Source organism: Stutzerimonas stutzeri, assembly GCF_002890915.1.
Taxonomy (GTDB): Bacteria; Pseudomonadota; Gammaproteobacteria; order Pseudomonadales; family Pseudomonadaceae; genus Stutzerimonas; species Stutzerimonas stutzeri_AF.
On the sequence record NZ_POUT01000010.1, the window covers coordinates 97,834 to 119,546 of the forward strand.

At 65.5% G+C, this 21,713-nt stretch carries 22 protein-coding genes and 2 tRNA genes; 18 read left to right on the top strand and 6 right to left on the bottom strand.

Going from position 1 to position 21,713, the window contains the following annotated elements; translation table 11 throughout:
• Positions 1–48: 48 nt before the first annotated feature.
• From CXK94_RS17350 to CXK94_RS17365, 4 genes are all read left to right on the top strand, one after another.
• Positions 49–1,299 (top strand): TolC family protein, encoded by a 1,251-nt coding sequence (locus CXK94_RS17350; RefSeq protein ID WP_102895272.1) that lies wholly within the window; start codon positions 49–51, stop codon positions 1,297–1,299.
• Positions 1,296–2,792 (top strand): efflux RND transporter periplasmic adaptor subunit, encoded by a 1,497-nt coding sequence (locus CXK94_RS17355; protein WP_102895273.1) that lies wholly within the window; start codon positions 1,296–1,298, stop codon positions 2,790–2,792. Before CXK94_RS17350 ends, CXK94_RS17355 begins: the two co-directional genes overlap by 4 nt.
• The gene (locus CXK94_RS17360) at positions 2,789–5,935 is read left to right on the top strand and encodes an efflux RND transporter permease subunit (protein ID WP_102895274.1); all 3,147 of its coding nucleotides are present in this window, start codon (positions 2,789–2,791) and stop codon (positions 5,933–5,935) included. The genes CXK94_RS17355 and CXK94_RS17360 overlap by 4 nt, the downstream gene beginning before the upstream one ends.
• A 140-nt stretch (positions 5,936–6,075) precedes the next feature.
• A complete protein-coding gene (locus CXK94_RS17365) occupies positions 6,076–6,366 on the top strand; it encodes a hypothetical protein (RefSeq protein ID WP_146032315.1) in 291 nt (96 codons plus the stop codon).
• 63 nt (positions 6,367–6,429) lie between these two features.
• Here the strand turns inward: CXK94_RS17365 and arcC are convergent, their stop codons facing one another.
• From arcC to arcD, 4 genes are read right to left on the bottom strand one after another with little or no spacing between them, the layout of a single operon-like run.
• A complete protein-coding gene (arcC, locus tag CXK94_RS17370; RefSeq protein ID WP_102895276.1) occupies positions 6,430–7,359 on the bottom strand; it encodes a carbamate kinase in 930 nt (309 codons plus the stop codon).
• 14 nt (positions 7,360–7,373) lie between these two features.
• Positions 7,374–8,384 (bottom strand): ornithine carbamoyltransferase, encoded by a 1,011-nt coding sequence (locus CXK94_RS17375; RefSeq protein ID WP_102895277.1) that lies wholly within the window; start codon positions 8,382–8,384, stop codon positions 7,374–7,376.
• Positions 8,385–8,394: 10 nt separating this feature from the next.
• Positions 8,395–9,651 carry an arginine deiminase gene (gene arcA / locus CXK94_RS17380; protein WP_014853078.1) on the bottom strand — a complete coding sequence of 419 codons (1,257 nt, stop codon included), beginning with the start codon at positions 9,649–9,651 and terminating at the stop codon, positions 8,395–8,397.
• A gap of 47 nt (positions 9,652–9,698) precedes the next feature.
• A complete protein-coding gene (arcD, locus tag CXK94_RS17385; protein ID WP_102895278.1) occupies positions 9,699–11,126 on the bottom strand; it encodes an arginine-ornithine antiporter in 1,428 nt (475 codons plus the stop codon).
• Positions 11,127–11,169: 43 nt separating this feature from the next.
• Between arcD and CXK94_RS22300 the strand changes: the two genes are divergently transcribed.
• The 7 genes from CXK94_RS22300 to CXK94_RS17415 all read left to right on the top strand — a co-directional run bounded on the left by CXK94_RS22300 (position 11,170) and on the right by CXK94_RS17415 (position 15,204).
• A complete protein-coding gene (locus tag CXK94_RS22300; RefSeq protein ID WP_146032316.1) occupies positions 11,170–11,421 on the top strand; it encodes a hypothetical protein in 252 nt (83 codons plus the stop codon).
• Between the two features lie 47 nt (positions 11,422–11,468).
• The gene (gene gacA, locus CXK94_RS17390) at positions 11,469–12,113 is read left to right on the top strand and encodes a response regulator transcription factor GacA (protein ID WP_037038042.1); all 645 of its coding nucleotides are present in this window, start codon (positions 11,469–11,471) and stop codon (positions 12,111–12,113) included.
• Entirely contained in the window at positions 12,113–13,936 is a 1,824-nt protein-coding gene (gene uvrC / locus CXK94_RS17395) for an excinuclease ABC subunit UvrC (protein WP_102895279.1), read from the top strand. The genes gacA and uvrC overlap by 1 nt, the downstream gene beginning before the upstream one ends.
• Positions 13,937–13,969: 33 nt before the next feature.
• Positions 13,970–14,527, top strand: coding sequence for a CDP-diacylglycerol--glycerol-3-phosphate 3-phosphatidyltransferase (gene pgsA, locus CXK94_RS17400; RefSeq protein ID WP_102895280.1), 558 nt, complete (start codon positions 13,970–13,972; stop codon positions 14,525–14,527).
• Positions 14,528–14,596: 69 nt separating this feature from the next.
• A tRNA-Gly gene (locus CXK94_RS17405) sits at positions 14,597–14,672 on the top strand.
• A gap of 44 nt (positions 14,673–14,716) precedes the next feature.
• Positions 14,717–14,790, top strand: a tRNA-Cys gene (locus CXK94_RS17410).
• Positions 14,791–14,958: 168 nt separating this feature from the next.
• Complete coding sequence (locus CXK94_RS17415) at positions 14,959–15,204, top strand: hypothetical protein (RefSeq protein ID WP_037038046.1); 246 nt, start codon at positions 14,959–14,961, stop codon at positions 15,202–15,204.
• A gap of 7 nt (positions 15,205–15,211) precedes the next feature.
• Here the strand turns inward: CXK94_RS17415 and CXK94_RS17420 are convergent, their stop codons facing one another.
• Together CXK94_RS17420 and arsB are read right to left on the bottom strand one after the other, a co-directional pair.
• The gene (locus tag CXK94_RS17420; RefSeq protein ID WP_180984446.1) at positions 15,212–15,394 is read right to left on the bottom strand and encodes a PLDc N-terminal domain-containing protein; all 183 of its coding nucleotides are present in this window, start codon (positions 15,392–15,394) and stop codon (positions 15,212–15,214) included.
• Between the two features lie 124 nt (positions 15,395–15,518).
• Positions 15,519–16,598 (bottom strand): ACR3 family arsenite efflux transporter, encoded by a 1,080-nt coding sequence (gene arsB, locus CXK94_RS17425; RefSeq protein ID WP_102895282.1) that lies wholly within the window; start codon positions 16,596–16,598, stop codon positions 15,519–15,521.
• 244 nt (positions 16,599–16,842) lie between these two features.
• Here arsB and CXK94_RS17430 point away from each other — a divergent pair, with 244 nt between their 5' ends.
• The 7 genes from CXK94_RS17430 to arsJ all read left to right on the top strand — a co-directional run bounded on the left by CXK94_RS17430 (position 16,843) and on the right by arsJ (position 21,585).
• Entirely contained in the window at positions 16,843–17,256 is a 414-nt protein-coding gene (locus tag CXK94_RS17430; RefSeq protein ID WP_037038050.1) for an arsenate reductase ArsC, read from the top strand.
• A gap of 11 nt (positions 17,257–17,267) precedes the next feature.
• Positions 17,268–17,624, top strand: coding sequence for a metalloregulator ArsR/SmtB family transcription factor (locus CXK94_RS17435; protein WP_037038051.1), 357 nt, complete (start codon positions 17,268–17,270; stop codon positions 17,622–17,624).
• A 66-nt stretch (positions 17,625–17,690) separates the two neighbouring features.
• Positions 17,691–18,404 carry an arsenical resistance protein ArsH gene (arsH, locus tag CXK94_RS17440; RefSeq protein ID WP_102895325.1) on the top strand — a complete coding sequence of 238 codons (714 nt, stop codon included), beginning with the start codon at positions 17,691–17,693 and terminating at the stop codon, positions 18,402–18,404.
• Positions 18,405–18,420: 16 nt separating this feature from the next.
• Positions 18,421–18,915: a tyrosine-protein phosphatase gene (locus tag CXK94_RS17445; protein WP_102895283.1), complete on the top strand. Its 495-nt coding sequence runs from the start codon at positions 18,421–18,423 to the stop codon at positions 18,913–18,915.
• A gap of 10 nt (positions 18,916–18,925) precedes the next feature.
• Complete coding sequence (locus CXK94_RS17450) at positions 18,926–19,252, top strand: YnfA family protein (protein ID WP_102895284.1); 327 nt, start codon at positions 18,926–18,928, stop codon at positions 19,250–19,252.
• Between the two features lie 25 nt (positions 19,253–19,277).
• Positions 19,278–20,282 (top strand): ArsJ-associated glyceraldehyde-3-phosphate dehydrogenase, encoded by a 1,005-nt coding sequence (locus CXK94_RS17455; RefSeq protein ID WP_102895285.1) that lies wholly within the window; start codon positions 19,278–19,280, stop codon positions 20,280–20,282.
• A gap of 88 nt (positions 20,283–20,370) precedes the next feature.
• Positions 20,371–21,585, top strand: a complete 1,215-nt coding sequence (gene arsJ / locus CXK94_RS17460; RefSeq protein ID WP_102895286.1) for an organoarsenical effux MFS transporter ArsJ — start codon at positions 20,371–20,373, stop codon at positions 21,583–21,585.
• Positions 21,586–21,713 lie beyond the last annotated feature (128 nt).

Here is a 21,713-nt window from a genome sequence, read left to right on the forward strand (position 1 = left end):
GATGTCGCGCGTGCCTGCCAGGCACGCAGGACCCGAGGAATCTGAACCATGAGATCCCGATTGTTGCGAAGACTTCGCACACAGGCCGGCCTGTCCGTGTGCGTGCTGCTGTTGCCGGCTGCCGCCAATGCGCTGAGTTTCGACGACGCCTTGCAAGTCGCCCAGCAGCAGGCACCTTCACTCCAAGCCGAAGCGGCCAAGCTGCAGGCCGCGCGCAGCGCCGCCGTGCCGGCCGGCGAACTGCCCGACCCGAAACTGCTGCTCGGCGTGCAGAGCGTGCCGATCGAAGGTGCCAACCGCTGGAGCCTGGATCAGGACGGCATGACCATGGGCATGGTCGGGCTGATGCAGGAAATGCCCAACCGCGACAAGCGTCGCGCCCGTGTCGACGTGGCCCGGGCCGGCATCGAGCGCGCCGCGGCCGAGCGCGAGGTCGAGAGGTTGAACGTGCGCCAGGCGACGGCCCAGGCCTGGATCGCCACCCATGCCATCGAGCGCAAGCTGCGGGCATTCGACGCCCTCTACGCAGAGAACCGCCTGCTCGCCGAAGCGGTGCAGGCACGCATCGCCGGAGGCCGTGGGACGATCGCCGAGAGCGTGGTGCCGCGCCAGGAGGCGGCGCAACTCGCCGAGCGCGCCGACGAGCTGCGCCAGCAACGCCAGCAGGCGCGTGCGGCACTGGCGCGCTGGATCGGCGAGGCTGCCCGGCAACCGCTGGAGGGCGACATGCCGAACTGGCCGCTCGATACCCAGGCGCTGCAGCGACAGTTGAACAACCATCCGCAGCTGCAGGCCTTCGCACCGAGGACCGAACAGGCCCAGGCGCGCATCCGTGAGGCCACGGCCGACAAGCGGCCGGACTGGAGCTGGGAAGTCGACTACCTGCGCCGCGGACGCGAGTTCGGCGACATGGTCAACCTGACGTTCAGCTTCGACTTGCCGGTATTCCAAGGTTCGCGGCAGACCCCGCGTATCGCCGCCCGACATGCCGAGCTGAACCAGCTGGAGGCCGAACGCGAGGCCCTGGAGCGCCAGTTCGCCGCACAACTGAGCAGCGACCTGGCCGAGCTGGAACGCCTGCAGCGCGCCCTGACGCGCAATCGCGAGGTGTTCCTGCCGTTGGCGCAGGAGCGTGCCGACCTGACCCTGGCCGGCTATCGCGCCGGTACCGGCGAGCTGGACGCGGTGTTGAGCGCGCGGCGCGAGCTGATCGAGACCCGCCTCAAGCAGATCGACCTCGAAGGCCTGCAGGCCATTGCTGCCAGCCGCCTGTATTTCGCCTATGGAGACGCACGATGAACCCGACTTTCTTCAAAACCAGCGTACTGGTCGCCCTGACGGCCGCACTGGGGATGGGCGGCGGCTACTGGCTGGCGCAGCAATCGCAGGCCGCGCCCCAGGACTTGCCGGCTGCCGCCCAGGGCGAGCGGAGCGTACTGTACTGGTACGACCCGATGGTCCCGCAGCAGAAGTTCGACCAGCCGGGCAAATCACCCTTCATGGACATGGAATTGGTGCCGCGTTACGCCGACGAGGCAGGCTCGTCGGGCACGCCGGCGGTCAGCATCGATGCGGCCGTCACCCGCAACCTCGGCGTGCGCCTGGCCAGCGTCAGCCGTGGCCAATTGAGCCGCCGCATCGAGGCGGTCGGCGTACTCGATTTCAACGCGCGTGACGTGGCGTTGGTGCAGGCGCGGGCAGCCGGTTTCGTCGAGCGCGTCTATCAGTTGGCACCGGGAGACGTGCTGGAGGCGGGGGCGCCGCTGGTGGACCTGTTGATCCCGGAATGGGTGGCCGTGCAGGAAGAATTCCTCGCCGTGCGGCGCATCGGCGAGCCCGCGCTGCTGGATGCAGCGCGGCAGCGCCTGCGCCTGGCCGGAATGCCGGCGGAGACGATTCGCCAACTGGAGCGCTCGGGCAGGGTGAATGCGCAGCAGACCGTGCGCGTGCCCATCGGCGGTGTGCTGCAGACGCTCGATGTGCGCCAGGGCATGAGCGTCGCGGCCGGCGCGCCGCTGGCGCGGCTCAACGGCCTGGACAGCGTCTGGCTCGAGGTGGCGGTGCCGGAGGCCCAGGCCGGGGCCATTCGCAGCGGCCAGGCGGTGACCGCCTACCTGCCGGCACTGGCCGGCGAGGCCGTGCCGGGCACGATCACGGCGGTACTGCCCGAAGCCAGCGCAGCCAGCCGCACCCTGCGTGTCAGGGTGGAGCTGCCCAATGGCGACGGTCGCCTGCGGCCGGGGCTCACGGCGCGGGTGGAGTTGACCGACCGCCAGGAAGGCCGCGTGCTGCTGGTACCCAGCGAGGCGGTCATCCGTACCGGCAAGCGCGCCCTGGTGATGCTTGCCGAAGCCGGCGGCCGTTATCGCCCGGTGGACGTGCGGATCGGCGCCGACAGCGGTAGCCAGACCGAAATCCTCGATGGCCTGGAGGAGGGCCAGCAGGTGGTCGCCTCGGGGCAGTTCCTCATCGACTCCGAAGCCAGCCTGCGTGGCATCACCGCGGCCCCGGCCGGCGAACCGATGCCCGCCGAGCCGACCCACGAGCATGCGCTGGCGCCGGCGCTGCATGAGGCCGAAGGGCGCATCGTCGAGCTCGCCGAGCAAAGCGTGAAGATCGCCCACGGGCCGTTCAGGACGCTGGGCATGCCCGGCATGACCATGCGCTTCGCGGTCGCCAACCCGCACCTGCTGCACGGCGCCAAGGTCGACGACCGGGTGCGCTTCGCCGTCCGCGAAACGGGGGCCGGGCTGCTGGTCGAGCAACTGCAGGTCGAGGAGCAGCAGCCATGATCGCCATGCTGATTCGCTGGTCGGTGACGAACCGGCTGCTGGTGCTACTGGCGACCCTGCTGCTGTCCGCCGTGGGCGTCTGGGCGCTGCGCAGCACGCCGATCGATGCGCTGCCGGACCTGTCCGACGTGCAGGTGATCATCCGCACGCCGTATCCGGGCCAGGCGCCGCAGATCGTCGAGAACCAGGTGACCTATCCGCTGACCACCACCATGCTCTCGGTGCCGGGGGCGAAGACCGTGCGCGGTTATTCGTTCTTCGGCGACAGCTACGTCTACGTGCTGTTCGAGGACGGCACCGACCTGTACTGGGCGCGCTCGCGGGTGCTGGAATACCTCAGCCAGGTGCAGGCCCGGCTGCCGGCCGGTGCCAAGCCGGCGCTCGGCCCGGATGCCACCGGCGTCGGCTGGATCTACCAGTACGCGCTGGTCGATCGCAGCGGCAGGCATGACCTGGCGCAACTGCGCAGCCTGCAGGACTGGTTCCTCAAGTACGAGTTGATCACGCTGCCCAACGTGGCGGAGGTCGCCACCATCGGTGGCATGGTCAAGCAGTACCAGGTCGTGCTCGATCCGCTGAAGATGGCCAGCCTCGGCGTGACCCAGGCCCAGGTGGTCGCGGCCATCGGCCTGGCCAACCAGGAAACCGGTGGCGCCGTGCTCGAACTGGCGGAAACCGAGTACATGGTGCGTGCCTCCGGCTACCTGCAGACGCTCGACGACTTCCGCCGCATCCCGCTGCAGCTCAGCGCGGGCGGCGTGCCGGTGACCCTGGGCGACGTCGCGCACCTCCAGCTCGGCCCGGAGATGCGCCGCGGCATCGCTGAACTCGACGGCGAGGGGGAGACCGTCGGCGGCGTGGTGATCCTGCGCAGCGGCAAGAATGCGCGGGAGACCCTTGCCGCCGTGCACGCCAAGCTGGAGGAGCTGAAGACCAGCCTGCCGGCGGGCGTCGAGATCGTCACCACCTACGATCGCAGCCAGCTGATCGACCGCGCCGTGGAGAACCTCAGCTTCAAGTTGCTGGAGGAGTTCGTCGTCGTCGCGCTGGTCTGCGGCTTGTTCCTCTGGCACCTGCGTTCCTCGCTGGTGGCCATCGTCTCGCTGCCGATCGGCGTGCTGATCGCCTTCGCGGTGATGCGCTACCAGGGCATCAACGCCAACATCATGTCGCTCGGCGGCATCGCCATCGCCATCGGTGCCATGGTCGATGCGGCGGTGGTGATGATCGAGAACGCCCACAAGAAGGCCGAGGCTTGGCGCCACGCCAACCCGGGCAGGGCGCTGGCGGGCGAGGAGCACTGGCGGGTGATGACGGATGCGGCGCAGGAGGTGGGGCCGGCACTGTTCTTCTGCCTGCTGATCATCACCCTGTCGTTCATCCCGGTGTTCACCCTCGAGGCGCAGGAGGGCCGCCTGTTCGGCCCGCTGGCCTTCACCAAGACCTATGCCATGGCCGCGGCGGCCGGGCTCTCGGTGACCCTGGTGCCGGTGCTGATGGGCTACTGGATTCGCGGCCGGCTGCCGGACGAGGCGCGCAACCCGCTCAATCACGGACTGATCCGCCTCTACCGGCCGGCCCTGGAGGCGGTGCTGGCGCATCCGCAAGCCACCATCGCCGTGGCGCTGCTGCTGCTCGCCACCACGCTGTGGCCGATCTCCCGGCTGGGTGGCGAATTCCTGCCGCCGATGGACGAGGGCGACCTGCTCTACATGCCGTCGGCACTGCCGGGGCTTTCCGCGCAGAAGGCCGCGCAGCTGCTGCAGCAGACCGACCGCATGATCCGCACGGTGCCGGAAGTCGAAACGGTGTTCGGCAAGGCCGGGCGCGCCGACTCGGCTACCGATCCGGCGCCGCTGGAGATGTTCGAGACCACCATCCGCTTCAAGCCGCGCGATCAGTGGCGCGCGGGCATGAGCCCGGAAAGGCTGGTCGAGGAACTGGACCGCGCAGTGCAGGTGCCGGGCCTGACCAATATCTGGATTCCGCCGATCCGCAACCGCATCGACATGCTCGCCACCGGGATCAAGAGCCCGATCGGGGTGAAGATCGCCGGGGCCAGCCTGGAGGAGATCGACCGCATCAGCCGGCAGGTGGAGGCCGTGGCCAAGGACGTACCGGGCGTCAGCTCGGCGCTGGCCGAACGGCTGGTGGGCGGGCGCTATATCGACATCGACATCGATCGCCAGGATGCCGCGCGCTACGGGTTGAATATCGCCGATGTGCAGGCCATCGTCGCCGGCGCCATCGGGGGCCAGGCCATCGGCGAAACGGTGGAGGGGCTGGCGCGCTACCCGATCAGCGTGCGCTATCCGCGTGAATGGCGCGACTCGCCGCAGGCGCTGGAACAGTTGCCGATCCTGACGCCGCAGGGCGGGCAGATCACGCTGGGCAGCGTGGCGCGGGTCCGGGTCAGCGACGGACCGCCGATGCTGCGCAGCGAGAATGCGCGACTGGCCGGCTGGGTGTATGTCGACGTGCGCGGGCGCGACATCGCCTCGGTGGTCGCCGATCTGCGCCAGGCGGTCAGCGCCAACGTCGAGTTGCTGCCGGGCATGAGCCTGAGCTATTCGGGCCAGTTCGAATTCCTCGAACGCGCCAATGCCCGGCTCAAGCTGGTGGTCCCGGCCACGCTGCTGATCATCTTCGTGCTGCTCTATCTGACCTTCGGCCGCTTCGACGAGGCGCTGCTGATCATGCTGACGCTGCCGTTCGCGCTCACCGGCGGGGTGTGGTTCCTTTACCTGATGGGCTTCAACCTGTCGGTGGCCACCGGCGTCGGCTTCATCGCCTTGGCCGGGGTGGCCGCGGAGTTCGGCGTGATCATGCTGCTCTACCTGAAGAATGCCTGGGCCGAGCGCCAGCAGGCCGGGGGACATGGCGAGGCGGCGCTGTGCGAGGCCATTCGCGAGGGCGCGGTGCAACGGGTACGGCCCAAGGCGATGACCGTGGCGGTGATCGTCGCCGGCCTGCTGCCCATCCTCTGGGGCGCCGGGACCGGCAGCGAGGTGATGAGCCGCATCGCCGCGCCGATGGTCGGCGGCATGCTCAGCGCACCGCTGCTGTCATTGTTCGTGATTCCGGCGGCCTACCGGCTGATGCGGCGCCGGGGCGGCGTTGTACGCCGTCCCGAGGCTAGGTGACCTTTAGCACCGTAGGAGCCAGCTTGCTGGCGATGGGTGGTGACAGCATCGCCAGCAAGCCGGCTCCTACAGGTCCGGTGTGTGCCCGGTGAGCGATGTACGGCGGCTATAGTGTCGGCAAAGCCACCGAGGGCACGAAGATGACGCGACTCTGCATCGCCATGATCATCCTGCTGTTCCCCCTGGCCACGGCGCTGGCCAGGGAGGAGGGCAGCGGCGCGCCCGGTACGCCGACGCCGCGCCCCTATACCGACCCGGGGCCACCACGCCCGACCACCTTGCCGTCGGCCAAGCCACCCTTGCTGCCTGCACTGCCGCCGGCGCGTGGCAACGAGCGCCAGCCGACACTGCCCGGGCTCGAGCGGCAACCGCCGCAACCGCGTCCCGCACCGACCCGACCACCGCTGGACAACGACCGCGTGCGGCGCTGACGGTCACCAAGGTCTGCGCTATGCGCAGAACTGAAACGGCAACAGCCCCTGGCGAACGCCTGCTCAGCGGTAGCGGAGACCCGCTCCGGCCAGGCTGACGCGGGTTCCCGCGGCACCGCGGACAATCGCCTCGATATCCGCCAGCGCCCCGATCACCGCATCCTTGCCGGTATGCCGGACGAACTCGCAGGCCGCCTGGACCTTCGGCCCCATGGAGCCGGCGGCGAAGGGTAGTCGCTCCAGTTCGTCGGGATGGGCGTGGGCGATGGCCTTCCGTGCCGGCGTGCCCCAATCCACATAGGCGCCGTCGACGTCGGTGGCGATCAGCAGCAGCTCGGCCTGCAGCTCCTCGGCCAGCAGTGCCGAGCAGAGGTCCTTGTCGATCACCGCCTCGATGCCGTGCAGCTTGTGCTGTTCGTCGTAGACCGTCGGAATGCCGCCTCCGCCTGCGCAGATCACCACGCAACCGCGCTCCAGCAACCACTGCACCGGGCGGATCTCGAAGATACGCCGGGGCCGCGGGCTCGGTACCACGCGGCGGAAATGCTCGCCGTCGGCGGCCATGCTCCAGCCTTTTTCCGCGCCCAGGCGTTGGGCCTCCTCATGGCTGTAGACCGGGCCGATGGGTTTGCTCGGCGCGGCGAAGGCCGGGTCGCCGGCATCCACTTCGACCTGGGTCAGCAGGGTGGCGAAGGGCGTTTCGGCCGGCAGCAGGTTGCCCAGTTCCTGCTCGATCATGTAGCCGATCATGCCCTCGGTCTGCGCGCCGAGCACATCCAGCGGGTAGGCGCCGTCCGGGTCGTAGGCGGCGCCCTGCAGGGCCAGCAGGCCGACCTGCGGGCCGTTGCCGTGGGCGATCACCAACTGGTTGCCGGCTGCTACCAGCGCGATCTGGCGGCAGGCGAGCTGCACGTTCTCGCGCTGTCTGTCGGCGGTCTGCGGTTCGCCGCGACGCAGCAGGGCGTTGCCGCCCAGGGCTATGACGATGCGCATGCTGTGCCTCCGCTTCAGATTCCCCCGAGGGTCGCCACCAGCACGGCCTTGATGGTGTGCATGCGGTTCTCGGCCTGGTCGAAGGCGATGCAGGCCGGCGATTCGAACACCTCGTCGGTGACCTCGATGCCGCCGGCCAGCTGTGGATGATGCCGAACGACCTCCTGGCCGATCCGGGTCTCGGCGTTGTGAAAGGCCGGCAGGCAATGCATGAATTTCACCCGTGGGTTGCCGCTGGCCTTCATCAACCGGGCGTTGACCTGATAGGGCAACAACTGGCCGATGCGCTCGCCCCAGGCCTCGACCGGCTCGCCCATCGACACCCAGACGTCGGTGTGAATGAAGTCGACGCCCCGCACCGCTTCGCGCGGATCGTCGGTGAGCGTCAGGCGGGCGCCGGACTGCTCGGCGAAGGCCTGGCAGGCGGCGATGTGCTCGGCGCTCGGCCAGAGTGCCTTGGGCGCGCCGATCCGCACGTCCATGCCCAGCTTGGCGCCGACCAGCAGCAGCGAATTGCCCATGTTGTTGCGGGCATCGCCGACGTAGGCGTAGCTATTCTCGTGCAGCGGCTTGTCGCTGTGCTCGCGCATGGTCAGCACGTCGGCGAGCATCTGGGTCGGGTGGTATTCGTCGGTCAGGCCGTTGAACACCGGCACGCCGGAAAACTGCGCCAGTTCCTCGACGACGTGCTGGCTGTAGCCACGGTATTCGATGGCATCGTACATGCGCCCGAGCACGCGGGCGGTGTCCTTCATGGTTTCCTTGTGGCCGATCTGCGAGGTGGCCGGATCGATATAGGTGACGTTGGCGCCCTGGTCGTAGGCGGCCACCTCGAACGCGCAACGGGTGCGGGTGGAGGTCTTCTCGAAGATCAGCGCGATGTTCTTGCCCTTGAGGTGCTGATGTTCGATTCCGCTGTACTTGGCGCGCTTGAGGTCCTGGGACAGGTCGAGCAGGTAGCGCAGCTCCCGCTCGCTGTGGTGGGTCAGGCTGAGCAGGCTGCGGTTGTGCAGGTTGAAGGCCATCGCGGTTACCTCAGTAATCGACGGGGTCACGGACGATCGGGCAGGTCATGCAGTGGCCGCCGCCGCGTCCGCGGCCCAGTTCGCTGGCATCGATGGTGATGACCTCGACGCCGGCCTTGCGCAGCAGGGTGTTGGTGTAGGTGTTGCGGTCGTAGCCGATCACCACGCCGGGCTCCAGCGCCACCACGTTGTTGCCGTCGTCCCATTGTTCGCGCTCGGCCTCGTAGCTGTCACCGCCGGTCTGCACCGTGCGCAGCTGCTGTATGCCGAGCGCCTCGGCGACCACCTCGAGAAAGCCCTTTTCCTCGCGGCGCAGGTCGATGCCGCCGGGCTTGCTCTCGTCCGGGCGCAGGCTGAAGGAGGTGATGGCCTGTACCGCTTCGGGGTAGATGGTCACCAGGTCGCGGTCGCAGAAGCTGAATACCGTATCCAGGTGCATCGATGAACGGCCGACCGGCAGGCCGGCGACGATCACCCGCTCGGCCGCGCCCTGCTGGAACAGCGATTGCGCCAGCTGGCCGATGGCCTGGCGCGAGGAGCGCTCGCCCATGCCGATCAGCACCACGCCGTTGCCGATCGGCATGACGTCGCCGCCTTCCAGGGTGGCGAGGCCATGGTCCAGGTCCGGGTCGCCGTACCAGACCTTGAAATCGGCGTTGGCGAAGGTGGGGTGGAACTTGTAGATCGCGGCGGCCAGGACCGTTTCCTGGCGGCGCGCGGTCCAGTGCATGGGGTTGAGCGTCACGCCACCGTAGATCCAGCAGGTGGTGTCGCGGGTGAACAGCGTATTCGGCAGCGGCGGCAGGATGAAACTGGAGTGGCCGAGGTAGTCGCGGAACATCCGCACGATCTCGCCGCTGTGGGTGCCGGGCAGGTCGTCGCCGGAGATGCCGCCGATGAGATGCTCGGCAAGCTGGCGCGGTTCGAGTTCCTGCAGCCAGGCGCGGACTTCGTCGTGCAGGCCCAGGCCGATGAGGTTGGGCGTCAGCTTGCGGTCGAGAAGCCAGCGTTTCGCTTCGGCATCGTGCAGGATGTCGGTGAGCAGGTTGTGCATTTCCAGCACTTCGACGCCACGTTCGCGCATCTTGGTGACGAAATCGAAGTGATCGCGCTTGGCCTGACTGACCCAAAGTACGTCGTCGAACAGCAACTCGTCGCAGTTGGACGGGGTGAGCCGTTGATGAGCCAGGCCCGGTGAGCAGACCAGTACCTTGCGCAGCTTGCCGACCTCGGAGTGCACGCCGAGTTGCTGGGTTGGGGTAGCCATCGGAAATCTCCTTGCACGGGCTGGCCCCGCGGAGGGGCCAGGGTGGGTCAAAGGGTCAGGAAGCCGTCATGCAGGCCGTAGGCCGCGATCAGCGCACCCACGAGCACGCCGGCGAAGATGAGCTTCTCCAGCGTGGTGAACACTGGCTGGCCCAGTTCGCGCTTGGCCTTGGCGAAAAACAGCGCGCCAGGCGCATAGAGCAGGGCCGACAGCAGCAGGTACTGGATGCCGCCGGCATAGAGCAGCCATGCGGCGTAGAGCAGGGCGACCAGCGCGATCAGCAGATCCTTGCGGCGTTCGCCGGGGGCGTTCTCGTAGGTTTCGCCACGCCAGCTGACCAGCACCGCATAGGCGGCCGACCAGAAGTACGGCACCAGGATCATCGAGGTGGCCAGGTACAGCAGGTTGAGGTACGTCGCGTCGTTGAACAGGGTGATGATCAGCATCAGCTGGATCAGGCCATTGGACAACCACAGCGCGTTGCTCGGGACCTGCTTGGCGTTTTCCTTGCGCAGGAAGGTCGGCATGGTGTGGTCGCGCGCCCCGGCGAAGAGTATCTCGGCACAGAGCAGCGTCCATGCCAGCAACCCGCCGAGCAGCGAGATGACCAGCCCGACGCTGATCAGCAGCGCGCCCCAGCGCCCGACCACGTGCTCCAGCACGCCGGCCATGGAGGGGTTCTTCAGCGCGGCCAGTTCCGGCTGGCTCAGGATGCCCATCGACAGCACGTTCACCAGCACCAGAAGCAGCAGTACGGCGTAGAAGCCGATGACGGTCGCCTTGCCGATATCACGGCGATTCTGCGCGCGTGCCGAATAGATGTTGGCGCCCTCGATACCGATGAACACCCAGACGGTGACCAGCATCATGCCGCGTACCTGGTCCATCACGCTGCCCAGCTCGAGGTTGCCCGCACCCCAGAAGTCGGCACTGAACACTTCGACCTTGAAGGCGAGGGCGGCAATCACGATGAACAGCACCAGCGGCACGACCTTGGCGATGGTGGTGATCAGGTTGAGGAAAGCCGCTTCCTTGATGCCGTTGAGTACCAGGAAATGGATGCCCCACAGCAGCAGCGAGGCGCAGATGATGGCGGCCGGGGTGTTGCCTTCGCCGAAGGCCGGGAAGAACAGCCCCAGGGTGCTGAACAGCAGGACCAGGTAGCTGACGTTGCCGATCCAGGCGCTGATCCAGTAGCCCCAGGCCGAGGAAAAGCCCATGTAGTCGCCGAATCCGGCCTTGGCATAGGCATAGACGCCGGTATCCAGTTCCGGCTTGCGGTTGGCCAGGGTCTGAAAGACGAAAGCAAGGGTCAGCATGCCGATCCCGGTGATCGCCCAGCCGATCAATACCGCACCGGCCCCCGCACTGGCCGCCATGTTCTGCGGTAGCGAGAAGATACCGCCGCCGATCATCGAACCGACCACCAGTGCAATCAGGGCACTGAGGCGGAGTTTTTGCGCTGATTCCGACATTTTACGTGCTCCCTACGGATGTCCTGTCTCATTAAGCGCACGCATGGCAATCGCCGAAATGACTTGGATCAGCATTTGTCAATTATCCGCTGGTCGAGTCAACGGTAATGGCGAGGCATGGCAGGCGAATGACCATGGCGCCGGAAGAAGCGGGATGCGAGGGCTGGAAGGCGACCGCCCATCGGCGTTCTGTGCGCACTTCGTCGGTTGCTGCAGGCCGTCTTATGATCTCGATCAGTTGCTTGGCTTGTTGATCGGCCAGCCGGATGTTTTTTTTGGTAGAGTTCGCTCCTGAAAAGCGCGCAGCCAGCCAGCTTTCAATACAGTCAATGAGGTGTCTGCTTGATTAGGGTGCTGGTGGTCGACGACCACGATCTGGTTCGCACAGGCATCAGTCGCATGCTGGGGGATATCGATGGGCTGCAAGTCATTGGGCAGGCGGATTCTGGCGAAGAGGCCATCAAGAAGGCCCGCGAACTCAAGCCCGATGTGGTCCTGATGGACGTGAAGATGCCGGGCATCGGTGGCCTCGAGGCGACTCGCAAGCTTCTGCGCAGCTATCCCGACCTGAAGGTCATCGCAGTGACTATCTGCGAAGAGGATCCTTTCCCCACCCGCCTGCTGCAGGCCGGCGCGGCGGGTTATCTGACCAAGGGCGCGGCGCTCGATGAAATGGTCCAGGCCATTCGCATGGTCTTCGGCGGCCAGCGCTACATCAGCCCGCAGATCGCCCAGCAGCTGGCACTGAAGTCGTTCCAGCCGCAGCTCAGCGAGTCGCCCTTCGATCTGCTTTCCGAACGGGAAATCCAGATCGCGCTGATGATCGCCAACTGCCAGAAGGTGCAGAGCATCTCCGACAAGCTCTGCCTCTCGCCGAAGACGGTCAACACCTACCGCTACCGCATCTTCGAGAAGCTTTCGATCACCAGTGACGTCGAACTGGCCCTGCTGGCGGTTCGTCACGGGATGGTCGATACCGTCAACTGATGGCAGGCACCTTCGATCCGGCCGCATTCCTGGCCGCCTGCAGTGGCCGGCCTGGCGTGTATCGCATGCTCGATAGCGACGGCAAGCTGCTCTACGTGGGCAAGGCCAAGAACCTCAAGAAGCGCCTGGCCAGCTACTTCCGCAAGACCGGCCAGGCGCCGAAGACGGCGGCCCTGGTGGCGAAGATCGCGCAGGTGGAAACCACCATCACGGCGAACGAAACCGAGGCACTGCTGCTCGAGCAGACGCTGATCAAGCAGTGGCGGCCGCCGTACAACATCCTCCTGCGCGACGACAAGTCCTACCCCTACGTCTTCCTGTCCACCGGGGAATTCCCGCGGCTGAGCATCCACCGCGGCGCCAAGAAGGAGCCGGGGCGCTATTTCGGCCCCTATCCCAGCGCCGGGGCCATCCGCGAAAGCCTGAGCCTGCTGCAGAAGGCCTTCTTCGTGCGCCAGTGCGAGGACAGCTACTACCGCAACCGCACGCGGCCGTGCCTGCAGTACCAGATCAAGCGCTGCAAGGCGCCCTGCGTGAACCTGGTCGATCCCGCCGAGTACGCCGAGGACGTGCGCCATTCGGTGATGTTCCTCGAAGGCCGCAGCAACGCGCTGGCCGAGGAACTCTCGCGCAACATGGAGAAGGCCGCGATGAACCTGGACTTCGAGCGCGCCGCCGAGATTCGCGACCAGATCGCCATCCTGCGCCGGGTGCAGGACCAGCAGAGCATGGAAGGCGGTTCCGGCGACGTCGACATCGTCGCCGCGGCGGTCAGCCCGGGCGGCGCCTGTGTTCACCTGATCACGGTGCGTGGCGGGCGGGTGCTGGGCAGCAAGAACTTCTTCCCCCAGGTGGCGATCGAGGAAAGCGTCAGCGAAGTGCTGCAGGCATTCCTCGAGCAGTATTACCTGGGCTCGGCGGAGCGCGACCTGCCGGGCGAGCTGATCGTCAACGCCGTGCACGAGGACTTCGCCACGCTGACCAACGCCATCGCCGAGCTGCGTGGGCTGGAACTCAGCATCAGCCATCGCGTGCGCGGTACCCGGGCGCGCTGGCAGCAGCTGGCGCTGACCAACGCCGAACAGGCACTGGCCGCACGGCTGGCCAACCGGCAACACCTGTCGGCGCGCTTCGAGGCACTGGCCGAGGCGCTGCAGCTCGACGAGCCGCCGCTGCGCCTGGAGTGCTTCGATATCAGCCATTCCAGCGGCGAAGCGACCGTAGCCTCCTGCGTGGTATTCGGCCCGGAAGGACCGTTGAAGTCCGACTACCGCCGCTACAACATCGAGGGCGTCACCGCCGGCGACGATTACGCGGCAATGCACCAGGCCCTGTCGCGCCGCTTTCGCAAGGCCGCCGAAGGCGAGGGCAAGCTGCCCGACATCCTGCTGGTGGATGGCGGCAAGGGCCAGCTCAACATGGCCCGCGAGGTGCTCGAAGAGCTGGCCGTGCCGGAGCTGATCCTGCTCGGGGTGGCCAAGGGCGTGACGCGCAAGCCGGGCCTGGAAACCCTCTACCTGAACGATGCCGCCCACGAATTCACCCTGCCGGCCGATTCGCCGGCGCTGCACCTGATCCAGCAGGTGCGCGACGAAGCCCACCGCTTCGCCATCACCGGACACCGAGCGCGACGCGGCAAGGCGCGGCGTACCTCGACGCTCGAAGACGTTCCGGGTATCGGCCCCAAGCGCCGGCGCGAACTGCTCAAGCACTTCGGTGGTCTGCAGGAGCTATGCAGAGCCAGCCTCGAGGAAATCGCCAAAGCACCTGGTATAAGTAAAAAGCTTGCCGAGTCGATTTATGCCGCTCTGCACAGTGAGTAAACTCTCCTCGAATTCCGCCGATCAGTGGTACCGATGAATATCCCAAACCTGCTCACCGTACTGCGCGTGCTGCTGATACCCATCTTCATCCTGTTGTTCTACCTGCCGTTCTACTGGAGCTACCTGGCCGCCAGCGCAGTGTTCACCGTGGCCGCACTGACCGACTGGCTCGACGGCTACCTGGCACGTCGGCTGGAGCAGAGCACGCCGTTCGGCGCCTTCCTCGATCCGGTCGCCGACAAGCTGATGGTGGCGGTGGCCCTGGTGCTGCTGGTCGAGGAGCACGGCAATCTCTGGCTGACCTTGCCGGCGGCGATCATCATCGGCCGCGAGATCGTGGTGTCGGCGCTGCGCGAATGGATGGCGGAACTCGGCGCCAGGGCGCAGGTGGCGGTCTCCAACCTGGGCAAGTGGAAGACCGCCGCGCAGATGGTGGCCCTGGTGATCCTGCTGGCCAACCCGCCGCAGCCGACGATCTGGGTCGGAATCGGATATGCGCTGCTGATCGTCGCGGCCGGCCTGACGCTGTGGTCGATGGTCAACTACCTGATCGCCGCATGGCCGCACCTGAGCACCACGGAAAAGAAATAAAAACTTTTTTAATCAAAGGCTTGACGGCAGCATTCGATGGTATAGAATGGCGCCCGTCACCAAGACAACGCGGGAATAGCTCAGTTGGTAGAGCACGACCTTGCCAAGGTCGGGGTCGCGAGTTCGAGTCTCGTTTCCCGCTCCAGTTTGCAGACTGCGCCGCAGGAAATTGCGGCGCAGTCGTTTTGAGGCCGGTTGGCAGAGTGGTTATGCAGCGGATTGCAAATCCGTGTACGCCGGTTCGATTCCGACATCGGCCTCCATCTTAAAAGAACCCCAAGCAGCTCGTTTGCTTGGGTTTTTTTCTTTTGCAGCGATGGCGCCGCAAGGCGAGCACTCGCTCAGCCGTTACGGCTGACCATATATCCGAAACCCGGTTGCGCCGGCAGGGCTTTCTATACTTGAAGGACCGCTCCCAGAGGAGAGCCGCCATGCGCCGCCTGCTTGGTTTCACCCTCGCTGCCGTCTTCAGTACTTCACTGTTCGCCATGCATTGCCCAATGGACATGGCGAAGATCGATGAGCAACTGCAGAACAACCCGCCAGAAGATGCCGCCACGCTCGCCCAGGTCAAGGATCTGCGGGCGCAGGGCGAGGAACTGCACAATGCCGGCAAGCATGCCGAAGCGGTGGAGGTCCTGGGGCAGGCGTTGGATCTGCTGGGCTCGAATCCCTGAGAACGCTTCAGCGCGTGCGGCGAAGGCCGGCCAATAGCCAGAACGGCAGGCCCAGTATCGGGAAAACGGCAATGCCGATAGCCCAGAGCGCTTTGGCGCCTACGGTTCTGTCGCTTTTGAAGACGCTGATGATCGCCAGCAGATCAAGCGTTATCAGCAGGACCATTGCGGCGATGACCAGGTAAGTCATCGAGTCGGACACGGCTTGTCTCCACAGCGCTGCTACTCATCAGGCCACGAGCATCGCCTGCTGGTTCCGCGGAGCGATAGCTGGCCTGCCGTGCGCCCCGTCGGGGCGCGCAACGGGCGTTGTCTCAAGCCGCTGATAATGCCTGGTTGTACCAATCCCGACTGTGGTTGATGCTGCGTACCAGCCAGAGCATCAGTGGCACTTCGATCAGTACGCCGACCACGGTGGCCAATGCCGCGCCCGAGTCGAAGCCGTAGAGCACGATTGCGACGGCGACTGCCAGCTCGAAGAAGTTCGAGGCGCCAATCATCGTCGACGGCCCGGCCACGTCGTGGCGAACCTTGAAGCTGCGGTTGAGCCAATAGCCGAGTCCCGCGATGAACAGCGTTTGCAGCAGGATCGGCACGGCGAGCATGGCAATGATCAGCGGCTGGGCGACGATGGCTTTGCCTTGGAAGGAGAACAGCAGGACCAGGGTCGCCAGCAGGGCGACGATGGCAAATGGCGAAACCTTCGCCAGTGCCGTCTGGAACGCGCGTTCGCCGCGTTTCATCAGCCGCGCACGGATGAACTGGGCGATGGCCAGTGGAATGACGATGTACATCACCACGGAGAGCAGCAGGGTGTCCCACGGAACCGGGATCGACGAGACACCCAGCAACAGGGCGACGATGGGGGCGAAGGCGAATATCATCACCACGTCGTTCAAGGCCACCTGGGTCAGGGTGAAGTTGGCGTTGCCACTGCACAGATTGCTCCAGACGAAGACCATCGCCGTGCACGGTGCGGCACCGAGCAGGATCAACCCCGCCATGTAGCTGTCCAGCTCCGTCGCGGGCAGCCAGGGCGCGAAGATGTGCTTGATGAACAGCCAGCCCAGTAGAGCCATGGTGAAGGGCTTGATCGCCCAGTTGACGAACAGGGTGATGCCCATGCTCGTGCGCTGGGCATAGACCTCCCGCAGCGCCGAGAAATCGATCTTCATCAGCATGGGGATGATCATCACCCAGATCAGCAGGCCGACCGGAATGTTCACGTGGGCGATTTCCAGCGCGCCGATCGCATGTGCAACTGCAGGCAGGCCCAGGCCGAGCAGGGTGCCGGCAACGATGCAGAGAAACACCCATAGCGTCAGATAGCGCTCGAAGAATCCGAGCGGTGCACCAGCAGCCTTCTTGCCGAGCGCTTCGCATTGGCTGGACATCTGTTTCTACCTTCTTGCAGCTTGATATCGAACGGGGCGGGGCGCGGAGCTGACCTCGGCGGTGCCGCTGGCAGGCTCTCGTGTGTTGATATGCGCTAAATAATATATCTGTTGTGCACTATACGCCCGCAGCTCTGTGCTGAGCAAATCAGGACTTTCCCTAGTCATCAGAAATGAACGACGGGGCTTTACGGAATATGCAGCAGGCAATATATTCGCCAAAGCGTATTCGCAGGAGCTTGCCATGACTTGCAAAACTCGCGTGCTGTTCGTCTGCGTTGCCAACTCGGCGCGCTCCCTGCTGGCCGAGGCCCTGCTGCGCCATACCGATGCGGAGCATTTCGAGGCGTTCAGTGCCGGGACTGCACCGACGCAGGTCGATCCTCATGCGCTGGCGGCACTGCACCATCTTGGCGTATCGACAGCCGGGTTGCGCAGCAAGTCGCTGGCGGAACTGGAAGGGCAGCAGTTCGACTACGTCATCACGCTGTGCGACAAGTCATCGCTGGAATGCCATGCGCTGCCGGGCGCCGGCGAGTACATCGCCTGGAATTTCGAGGACCCAGCCAGCAGCGAACAACCGGACGCCTATCGTCACACCCTTCATGAGATTCACGAGCGCATCAAGATGTTCGTGCTGGTAAGGAACAAACACTGAAGAGTTCTTCGATGATCGAGCACCTGACACCCACCACCGTATTCAAATGCCTGGCGGACGAAACCCGGGCCCGTATCGCCCTGCTGATCGCTCGCGAAGGGGAGCTGTGTGTCTGCGAGCTGACCTGCGCACTGGACGAAAGCCAGCCGAAGATTTCCCGGCATCTGGCTTTGTTGCGTGGTTGTGGCTTGTTGGAGGATCGACGCCAGGGGCAGTGGGTCTATTACCGTTTGCATCCGCACCTGCCCGATTGGGTGAGCGACATGCTCCAACCGGTCATCATCGCCAACAAGAACTGGCTGAGCAGCAACGTCCAGCGCCTGGAAAACATGCGCAACCGGCCGGAGCGCTCCAGCGCCTGCGCCTGATTACGTGTACGACGATGCCTGGCGGAGCCTGCACCGTTGCCTGCCAACCACCTTCAGGACGGCTTCATGCACGACGACCTGCCCAATATCGACCCCGAGCTGCTCGATCTGCCCACCCTGGAGCAACTTGGCTTGCCGCCCCAGCCGGAACACAAGCCACGTATCCTGCTGCTCTATGGCTCGAATCGCGAGCGCTCCTACAGTCGTTTGCTGGTGCAGGAAGCCGCGCGCCTGTTGCAGCGCTTCGGCGCAGAGACACGCATCTTCGATCCCTCGGGGCTACCGTTGCCGGACGATGCGCCGGTCAGCCATCCCAAGGTCCAGGAGCTGCGCGAGCTGATGCAGTGGTCGGAAGGGCAGGTGTGGTGTTCGCCGGAACGCCACGGTGCCATGAGCGCAGTGCTCAAGGCACAGATCGACTGGGTGCCGCTGGCCGTAGGAGCGGTGCGCCCGACCCAGGGCAAGACGCTGGCGCTCATGCAGGTCAGCGGTGGCTCGCAATCGTTCAACGCCCTGAACCAGATGCGCGTACTGGGGCGCTGGATGCGCATGATCACCATCCCCAACCAGTCTTCGGTGGCCAAGGCCTACCTGGAGTTCGAGGACGACGGTCGTATGAAACCCTCGTCCTATTACGATCGCGTAGTGGACGTGATGGAGGAACTGTTCAAGTTCACCCTGCTGGTACGCGGTCGCACCGACTATCTGGTCGACCGCTACTCGGAGCGCAAGGAGTCGGCCGCAGCGTTGTCCGAGCGCGTCAACCAACGCTCCATCTGATCTACAGGAAATAGTCATGCCCCAGCATCCCTATGACATTCTCGACGTCCCCGGCGGCGGCCGTCTGATCTTCACGCCATGCCCCGGTACGCGGGATACCCGCGTGGACGAGGCCCTGGATACCTTGCAGGCCGCCGGTGCCGATGCGCTGATCACGCTGATGCCCAGCGCTGAGCTGGCCCGCAATGGCGCCACGCAACTGCCGCAACTCTGTGCTGCGCGTGGCCTGGAGTGGATTCACCTGCCGGTAGCCGACGAGCAGGTGCCATCGGCGGACTTCGATAGCGCCTGGGCAGGTGCCCGCGTGCGCATCGTCGAATTGCTGAGCAGCGGGCGCAGCCTCGCCATTCATTGCAAAGGCGGTTCCGGTCGCACCGGGCTGATTGCGGCTCGAATCCTGATCGGGCGCGGCGTGCCGCGCCAGGACGCCATCGCCGCCGTGCAGGCCTTGCGGCCCAAGGCGATCCAGCACCCGGCCCATGCCGGCTGGATCGAACGTTTCGGCGAATGACGAGGGGCGCATGCTGAATACCCTTGTCCTGTTCGTGATCACCGCCGTCGCCGAGATCGTCGGCTGCTATCTGCCCTACCTCTGGCTGAAACAGGGCAAGAGCATCTGGTTGCTGGTGCCGGCGGCCGTTTCTCTGGCGCTGTTCGCCTGGCTGCTGTCCCTGCACCCTACGGCTGCCGGGCGGGTATATGCCGCCTATGGTGGCGTCTATGTCGGTGTGGCGTTGCTCTGGTTGTGGCTGGTCGATGGCGTTCGGCCTACCGGCTGGGACCTGTTCGGCGGCGCCGTGGCGGTCCTGGGGATGGCGATCATCATGTTCGCCCCGCGAAATATCTGACTTCACCTATCTGAGCGAGTCTTGCATGAGTATCAAAGTTGGCATCAACGGCTTCGGCCGCATCGGACGGTTGGCCCTGCGCGCGGCCTGGGACTGGCCGGAGCTGGATTTCGTACGGGTCAACGACCCTGCCGGCGATGCGGCGACCCACGCCCATCTGCTGAATTTCGACTCCGTGCACGGCCGCTGGCAGCATGAAGCCGGTGCCGACGCCGATTGCCTGGTGATCAACGGCCAGCGGGTGAAGGTCACCGCCAACAAGGCGATCGCCGACAGCGACTGGTCCGGCTGCGACGTGGTCATCGAGGCCAGCGGCAAGATGAAGAGCGTCGCCGTGCTGCAGGCGTATCTGGAACAGGGCGTGAAGCGCGTGGTGGTCAGCGCGCCGGTGAAGGAGCCGGGAGCGCTCAACGTGGTGATGGGCGTGAACGACGGGCTCTACGACCCGCTCCGGCACCGCATCGTCACCGCCGCGTCCTGTACCACCAACTGCCTGGCTCCGCTGGTGAAGGTGATCCATGAGCATCTCGGTATCCGCCATGGCTCGATCACCACCATCCACGACCTGACCAACACCCAGAGCATCCTCGACCAGCCGCACAAGGACCTGCGCCGGGCACGGGCCTCGGGCATGAGCCTGATTCCGACCACCACCGGCTCGGCCACCGCCATCGCGGAAATCTTCCCCGAACTGCGCGGCAAGCTGAACGGCCATGCGGTGCGCATACCGTTGGCCAACGCCTCGCTGACCGACTGCGTGTTCGAAGTCGAGCGCGCCACCGGCGTGGAGGAGGTGAACCGCTTGCTCAAGGCGGCGGCCGACGGCGAACTCAAGGGCATCCTCGGCTACGAGGAGCGCCCGCTGGTGTCCATCGACTATCGCAGCGACCCGCGCTCGTCGATCGTCGACGCGCTGTCGACCATGGTGGTCAATGGTACCCAGGTGAAGATTTATGCCTGGTACGACAACGAATGGGGCTACGCCAATCGCACGGTGGAGCTGGCGCGCAAGGTGGGACTGGCTGGCTGAACCAGCGGCGATCTGCTCGATACCCGGCCCGTGCGGGAGATCACCGCGCGAGTCTCCCGCCCCATGGCCCAGGCAACCGGAATCCCTCATGCAAGCCCTTGCCCGACTCTCCCCCGAGGTGCGCCAGTACCTGATCGTCACCGGTAACTACTGGGCCTTCACGCTGACCGACGGCGCCCTGCGCATGCTGGTCGTGCTGCATTTCCACACGCTGGGCTATACGCCGCTGCAAATCGCCGCGCTGTTCCTGTTCTATGAAATCTTCGGGGTGGTCACCAATCTGATCGGGGGCTACCTGGGCGCCCGCCTGGGGCTCAACCGGACGATGAACATCGGCCTGGCGCTGCAGGTGTTCGCCCTGCTGATGCTCACCGTACCGGCCGCCTGGCTGACCGTGCCCTGGGTCATGGGCACGCAGGCGCTGTCCGGCATCGCCAAGGACCTGAACAAGATGTCGGCGAAGAGTTCGATCAAGCTACTGGTTCCCGGCAGCGAGCAGGGCACCTTGTACCGCTGGGTGGCGATTCTCACGGGCTCGAAGAATGCGCTCAAGGGTGTCGGCTTCTTCCTCGGTGGCGCGTTGCTGGCGCTGCTCGGCTTCACCGGCGCGGTGCTGGCGATGGCGTGCGTGCTGGCGCTGATCTGGCTGGGTAGCCTGGTCTTGCTGAAGAAGGATCTCGGCAAAGCCAAGGCCAAGCCCAGGTTCAAGGACATCCTGTCCAAGAGCCGGGCGGTCAATATTCTTTCCGCGGCCCGGCTGTTCCTCTTCGGCGCCCGCGATGTGTGGTTCGTCGTTGCCTTGCCGGTGTATCTGAGTACGGCCTTCGGCTGGAGCTTCTGGCAGGTTGGCGGCTTTCTCGCCTGTTGGATCATCGGCTATGGCATCGTTCAGTCGCTGGCACCTGCGATCACCGGCAAGAGGCGTGGCCACGTGCCCGACGGCCGTGTCGCATTCGTCTGGGCCGCCATGCTGGCGGGGTTGCCGGCCGTGATCGCCATGGGCCTGGCCAGCGAGTTGTCGCCGGCGCTGGTCCTGCTGGGGGGGCTGCTGTTGTTCGGCGCGCTGTTCGCGGTCAATTCCTCGCTGCACAGCTACCTCATCGTCAGCTATGCCAAGGAAGACGGGGTTTCGCTGGATGTGGGCTTCTACTACATGTCCAACGCACTGGGCCGCTTGCTCGGTACCTTGCTGTCAGGCTGGGTCTTCCAGGCCCATGGCCTGCAGGCCTGCCTCTGGGTCTCGGCGAGCTTCGTGGTCGTGGCGGCGCTGATTTCGCTGGGCTTGCCGCGGCACGCAAGCTGAGGGTTCCGCATTGCAATTGTTGGGCTTCGCTGCGCTCAGCGCCAATCGTCGATGCGATCGGCTCGATCATCTGCCCCGGATGCTCTGAAAAGCCCCTGTAACAGTCGCTGGCGCATGCTACTTGCAAC